At 39.6% G+C, this 5,847-nt stretch carries 6 protein-coding genes; all 6 read left to right on the top strand.

Translation table 11 applies throughout. The annotated features are described in order from the left end of the window. A partial coding sequence (locus ACIQXP_RS25075; protein ID WP_391527823.1) for a hypothetical protein occupies nt 1-433 on the top strand: 433 nt, incomplete at its 5' end. 35 nt (nt 434-468) lie between these two features. Beyond that, the gene (locus ACIQXP_RS25070) at nt 469-1,230 is read left to right on the top strand and encodes a phosphatase PAP2 family protein (protein WP_387508696.1); all 762 of its coding nucleotides are present in this window, start codon (nt 469-471) and stop codon (nt 1,228-1,230) included. A 60-nt stretch (nt 1,231-1,290) separates the two neighbouring features. Next, entirely contained in the window at nt 1,291-2,808 is a 1,518-nt protein-coding gene (locus ACIQXP_RS25065; RefSeq protein WP_387508694.1) for an ArnT family glycosyltransferase, read from the top strand. 63 nt (nt 2,809-2,871) lie between these two features. After that, nucleotides 2,872-4,119, top strand: coding sequence for a TolC family protein (locus ACIQXP_RS25060; protein ID WP_387508692.1), 1,248 nt, complete (start codon nt 2,872-2,874; stop codon nt 4,117-4,119). Then, the gene (locus tag ACIQXP_RS25055; protein WP_131539708.1) at nt 4,119-5,045 is read left to right on the top strand and encodes an HlyD family efflux transporter periplasmic adaptor subunit; all 927 of its coding nucleotides are present in this window, start codon (nt 4,119-4,121) and stop codon (nt 5,043-5,045) included. Before ACIQXP_RS25060 ends, ACIQXP_RS25055 begins: the two co-directional genes overlap by 1 nt. Nucleotides 5,046-5,047: 2 nt before the next feature. Next, on the top strand, nt 5,048-5,847 hold an 800-nt coding region (locus ACIQXP_RS25050; protein ID WP_402759986.1), incomplete at its 3' end, for an efflux RND transporter permease subunit.

Below are 5,847 nucleotides of genomic sequence, written 5' to 3'. Positions count from 1 at the left end.
TAGTTTTGATGAAAAAATAAAAACTATGAAAAAGATTTTTGGAATTTTTTTATTGATGGGCGGTATGGTTACCGCTACATTCGCACAGAAGGTTGCAGCAGCAAAAGTGCCAGCTGCAGTTAAAACTGCTTTCACAAAAAGTCATCCCGGTGTTAAAGTAAATTGGGAGATGGAAAAACAAAACTATGAGGCTGGCTTTACCTTTAATGGAAAGGAAACTTCGGAAGTTTATTCAGTAGCCGGTGCTTTGCTGGAAACAGAAGTTTCTATTAAGGCAAGTGAGTTTCCGGCAGCTGTTATGGCTAGGCTAAAAGGCATGAAAGTTGCTGAGGCAGCAAAAATCACCAAAGCTGATGGAACCGTAAGTTACGAGGCTGAAGTAAAAGGAAAAGATTTATTGTTTGATGCAAGCGGTCATCCTGTAAAACCTTAGTAATGGCTAAGTATTTTTATATAATGTTGCTGTCTATGGCAGCAACATTATCTTCATTTGCGCAAAATGTAGATTCTTTGAAAACCACTTCCGCTCCAGATTCTTTGAGAAGATGGTATTCAGGGAATCCAATTCCGAAAAAGAAATTTAAGGTGGCAACTTTCATTGCCCCAGTTGTTCTAGCTGGTTATGGCTTTGCTGCTGTTTACGATAATGGTGCTTTAAAACAGCTCGATGTTAGTACAAAGGGCGAATTACAGGAAGACCATCCATTATTTGCTGCACACGTTGATGATTATTTACAGTTTGCGCCAGCAGCCGCTGTATTCGCATTAAACCTTTCCGGTATCAAAGGGAAACATAATCTTTTTGATGCATCGATGCTTTATGTAACTTCTTCAGCTATTATGGGTGTTTCTACACATTTTGTCAAACAAGGTATAGGGCGTATGCGGCCTGATCTTTCGGGTACAAATTCCTTTCCTTCGGGCCATACCGCTTCTGCATTCATGGCTGCTGAATTTTTGCATCAGGAATATAAAGATGTGAACCCATGGATTGGTTATGCAGGATATTTTGTGGCCACTGCCACCGGAGCATTAAGAATGTACAATAATAAACACTGGTTTAGTGATGTTGTTGCCGGTGCCGGATTCGGTATCGCATCTACTAAGATTGCTTACCTCGTTTATCCCTACATGAAACAGATCTTCAATAAAAAGAAGGATAGCAAATTTAGCTTAATGCCCTTTTACCAACCCGGGGCATCGGGCTTAATGCTTTCCGGAAGATTTTAGATGGCCCAGTTTCCCGACGATTGCTTATAGGTTTTACTTCATCGTAATTTAATATTTATTATGAATTTCATAAATAGAATCCAAGGTTCCTTTATTGGGAAAGTACCATTCTATATGTTGGTAGCCATCGTCTTCATCAGGCTTATTTCTATTTGGATAATGGGCCCTATGCCACAGGATGCTTATTATTTTTTCTATTCTCAGCATCCAAGCCTTTCCTATTTCGACCACCCACCTGCTATTGCTTATCTGTTATGGCTTTTCACAGCCGTTCTGGGCAAAAACGTTTTTGCCATCAAACTGGCCGATTCTGTTTTGACGGCTTTAACCTGTATTGCAGTATATAAACTGGCCATACGGCTTTTTCCAAAATTTGAGGCCGAAAAGATCATAGTTCTTTTTTTGAGTACATTAATGGTGAGCATCCTTTCTTTGGTGTCAACACCGGACACGCCTCTGTTATTTTTCTGGAGCCTTTCGCTTATTGCACTTTATGAGGCCATTTTCAATCAAAAGAAAAAATACTGGCTCCTGGCTGGGGTTTTAATGGGCCTTGCCTTCGATAGTAAATACACCGCGGTTTTTCTTCCAGCCGGAATGATACTTTTTTTATTGCTATCAGATTCTAACAGAAAGTACCTTTTAACTTTTTGGCCATGGGCAACATGCATAATAATGGTTGCGGTTTCCTCACCTGTCGTTATCTGGAATATAGAAAATCATTTTGCATCTTTTGCTTTTCAGGGTAGCCAACGTATGCACGAGGCGGCAGCATTTACCTTAAAACCAAAATTCATTTTAGGTCTTCTAGGGCATCAGTTAGCCCTTTTGATCCCCGTGCTCTTTATTTCGATTATCGTTTCCGTGGTTAAGCTTATTAGAAGTTATTCTTCGAAATGGAGTGAAATGTCTACTAATGGCGTTTTTCTACTCTGTTTCTTTCTTCCCATATTTTTAACTTTTTTACTGCTCTCGCCAATCTATTGGATTAAGATAAACTGGATGATGCCGGCATACATCACCGGAACTATTTTGGCAGGAAGTTTAATCAACAGAAAATGGATTAACTTGCAGGTGATTATTTCGTTCATTGTGCACCTAGGTTTGCTGGTTGAAGTTTTATTTTATCCTGTTCAAATTAGGTCAGATGATACCTGGGTAGGATGGAAGTCGCTTTCAGAAAAAACAAATGCCATTAAAAGTGAATATAAGGCAGATTTCGTTTTTTCTGCTGATAGCTATAAAACTGCTGGAGAATTAAATCTTTACAACGATTCCTTTATTTATGGACAAAACATAATTGGCCAGAATGCCTTGCAGTTTGATTTTATAGGGACTGATTTGTCCTTGTTAAACGGAAAGAGTGCTATTTTTATTGACTCTGACCCCAGATTTAAAAACAGCGAAAAAGATACAGTTCCAAATAATTTGTTGAAATCCTATTTCAGTTCTGTTACGCAATTAAAACCTATTTTCATCTATAATGGCGCTCGTCCGGTACGTAAATTCTATGTTTACTTATGCAAGGGCTACATATATCAAGCTAAAAAGGCAACTACAGAATTGCTCCAAGATTAGCTGTTAATTTAGCTTACATCAAGACACTTCTTGCCTTGTTTAGCCGAAATAAATTTTTAGAAAATGAAGCCTGATTATAAATATTTTCTTCTTTTGGTGCTTGTGTGTTCCGCCCTTTTAGGGAGGGCACAAGTGATAACAAAAAATCTTGATTTTTTTCTCAACCGCGCAAAAATTACAAGTCCCGTACTTAAGGATTTAGAAAACCAGCGTAAATCTGCGGGTATCGATAGCCTTATTGTTCGGGCAATAGCAAAGCCCCAGATTAGAGGAACTTCAACCGGATTGTACGCACCCATTATTCAAGGATATGGTTACGATGGTGTCATCACCAACGGACAATCATTAGACGCCTTACTCAATGTGAATTACGATTTATTGAATAAGAAACGTATTAATAACCAACTGCAAGGGGTAAAACTACTAAGCGATTCCATTAGGTATGCAAGTCAAGTGTCGACATTCGACTTAAATCGTTCCATTGCCGACCAATATATTTTAGCTTTTGCCAGTCAAGACCAGGTTGGTTTTAACAGTGAGGTTGTTGCTTTACTTAGAAAAGAAGAAGCTTTGCTTAAAACTTTAACCAGAAGTAATATTTACAAGCAATCAGAATATTTAACGTTTTTGGTTACACTGCAGCAGCAGGAATTAAGCTTACAACAAGCTGCCTTGCAGCATAAAAATGATTTGGCAACCCTAAATTATTTATCCGGAATTACCGATACCACGTTAGTCCGGTTAGAGGAGCCGAAACTTAAATCGGATAAGCTGCTTGCCGAAACGAGTTTTTTCAAAAGGAAATTTGAATTGGATAGTTTGAAGAACGAAAATCAAAGGAGTTCCATCAGGCTGAATTATAAACCAAAACTTGGCGTATATGCAAATGGCGGTTATAGTTCATCACTAACGCTTCAGCCTTATAAAAATTTTGGAGCCAGCGTGGGGTTTACATTTTCTTTTCCTATTTATGATGGTCATCAAAAAAAAATGCAGTTCAACAAACTCAGTCTGGCCTCTGAAACCATATCAAATTATAGAGCGTTTTTTGTTCGGCAACAAGCGCAACAGCTTAACTTAATACGTCAGCAAATTGACCAAACCGATGCGCTTTTTGGAAAAATTAACGACCAAATCAGGTTTAGTAAAGGTCTGATTGATGTGGATAGTAAACTGATGCATACAGGCGATTTACGTGTGGCTGATTTTGTAATCGCCATTAACAATTATCTTTCTGCACAAAACCTGCTCAGACAAACCACCATTAACCGCTTAAAACTGATTAATCAATACAATTACTGGAACCGATAATGAACATATATTTAAAATTGATTTATGGCAGCCTGGCTGTTACAATCATGTTTTCTTCTTGTAGCAGTTCAGCACCTGAAGCTGCAGCAGATACGCCATCTCCGGTTACACCCGTACAAATCACGCATGTGGGCGACAGTTCACTGACTGAATATGTTGAGCTTTCGGCCGTATCTGCTTATTTGGAAAAGAGTTTTGTGAAGGCAAATATCAACGGTTATATCGAAAAGGCAAATGCCGGGACCGGCCAAAAAGTGGGCACTGGACAAAATCTCTTTACGCTGATTACCAAAGAGGCAAGGTCTATAGGCAATACCGTAAACAAACTCGATCCTGGGTTTAGGTTTTCAGGGATTTCAAATATTCGGGCGGAGCAGAGCGGGATCATTGTTCAGGTTAATCATCAAAAAGGCGATTATGTGCAGGATGGTGAGGCTTTGGCAACCATCAGCAACCGCAATAGTTTGGTGTTTTTGTTAGACCTGCCCTACGAGCTTAACCAAATCATTAAGCAAAACGGAAACCTGAATGTATTGTTACCCGATGGAACTTCGTTGGCAGGAGCCGTTTCCGGAACAATGCCTGCTGTTGACTCATTGGCCCAAACCCAGCGATATATTATAAAAGTTCCATCAGGGAAAGATATTCCTGAAGGGTTAATTGCAAAGGTAAGACTGAGCAAACTCAGCCACCCGAATGCACAGGTGTTACCAAAATCTGCAGTATTGGCTAACGAAACGGAAGATGAGTTTTGGGTAATGAAACTCATTAACGATTCTACGGCTATAAAAGTAAATGTGAAGAAAGGCATCGAAAACAGCGGTACAACTGAAGTGTTGAGTCCTAAGTTTTCTAAAACGGATAGAATTATCACATCGGGTAACTATGGGATTGCCGATACGGCTAAAGTTAAAATTCAGAAATAGCCATGAAGAACTTTTTTATTTCTCATAGAAACCCCATTCTGGCCGTCCTAGTCATTATTCTGGTTGGCGGAGTTTATTCTTTTCAGCAGTTAAAGACTGGGCTTTTTCCTGAAATCACTTTTCCGAAGATTAAAATCATTGCCGATGCTGAACTGCAACCAGTTGATAAAATGGTCGTTACGGTAACCCGTCCATTGGAAAATGCGGTAAAACAAGTGCCAAATCTGCAATTGGTTCGGAGCAAAACGAGTCGCGGAAGTTGCGAGCTTTCGGCATTTATGAATCCGGGGGCAGATATCAATTTAAGCCAGCAACAAATCGAATCGCAGATTGCCAAAATCAGTGCAACATTGCCGGCAGGGGTTAACATCTCGGTTGAGAAAATGAACCCCTCGATTTTACCTGTTAGCGGCTATAGTCTGGAAAGTCATAATTATTCACCGGTAGAGCTGAAAAAGATTGCCACTTATACCGTAAAACCCTTTCTTTCGCAAGTTACGGGTGTGTCTGAAATTCGGGTAATTGGTGGAAAAAGTAAAGAATTCTGGTTTGAGCTTGACGTTGCCAAAATGCAGACGCTTGGTATATCGCCCGACCAGATTAGCACTGTACTTTCACAAACCAACTTTATAAAATCGAACGGTTATTTAGCCGACCACAATTATTTATATCTTTCGGTTACCGATGCGACGGTAAAAACCAAAACTGACCTCGAAGACCTTGTCCTCACCAGAAAGGGAAACCGTACCGTAAAAGTTAGCGATATTTCCAAAGTTAGCATACAGCAAAGTGTAGAGTACAC

This window comes from Pedobacter suwonensis, from assembly GCF_044762335.1.
In the GTDB taxonomy this organism is placed as follows: Bacteria; Bacteroidota; Bacteroidia; order Sphingobacteriales; family Sphingobacteriaceae; genus Pedobacter.
This window is presented reverse-complemented; position numbering and strand designations above follow the sequence as displayed.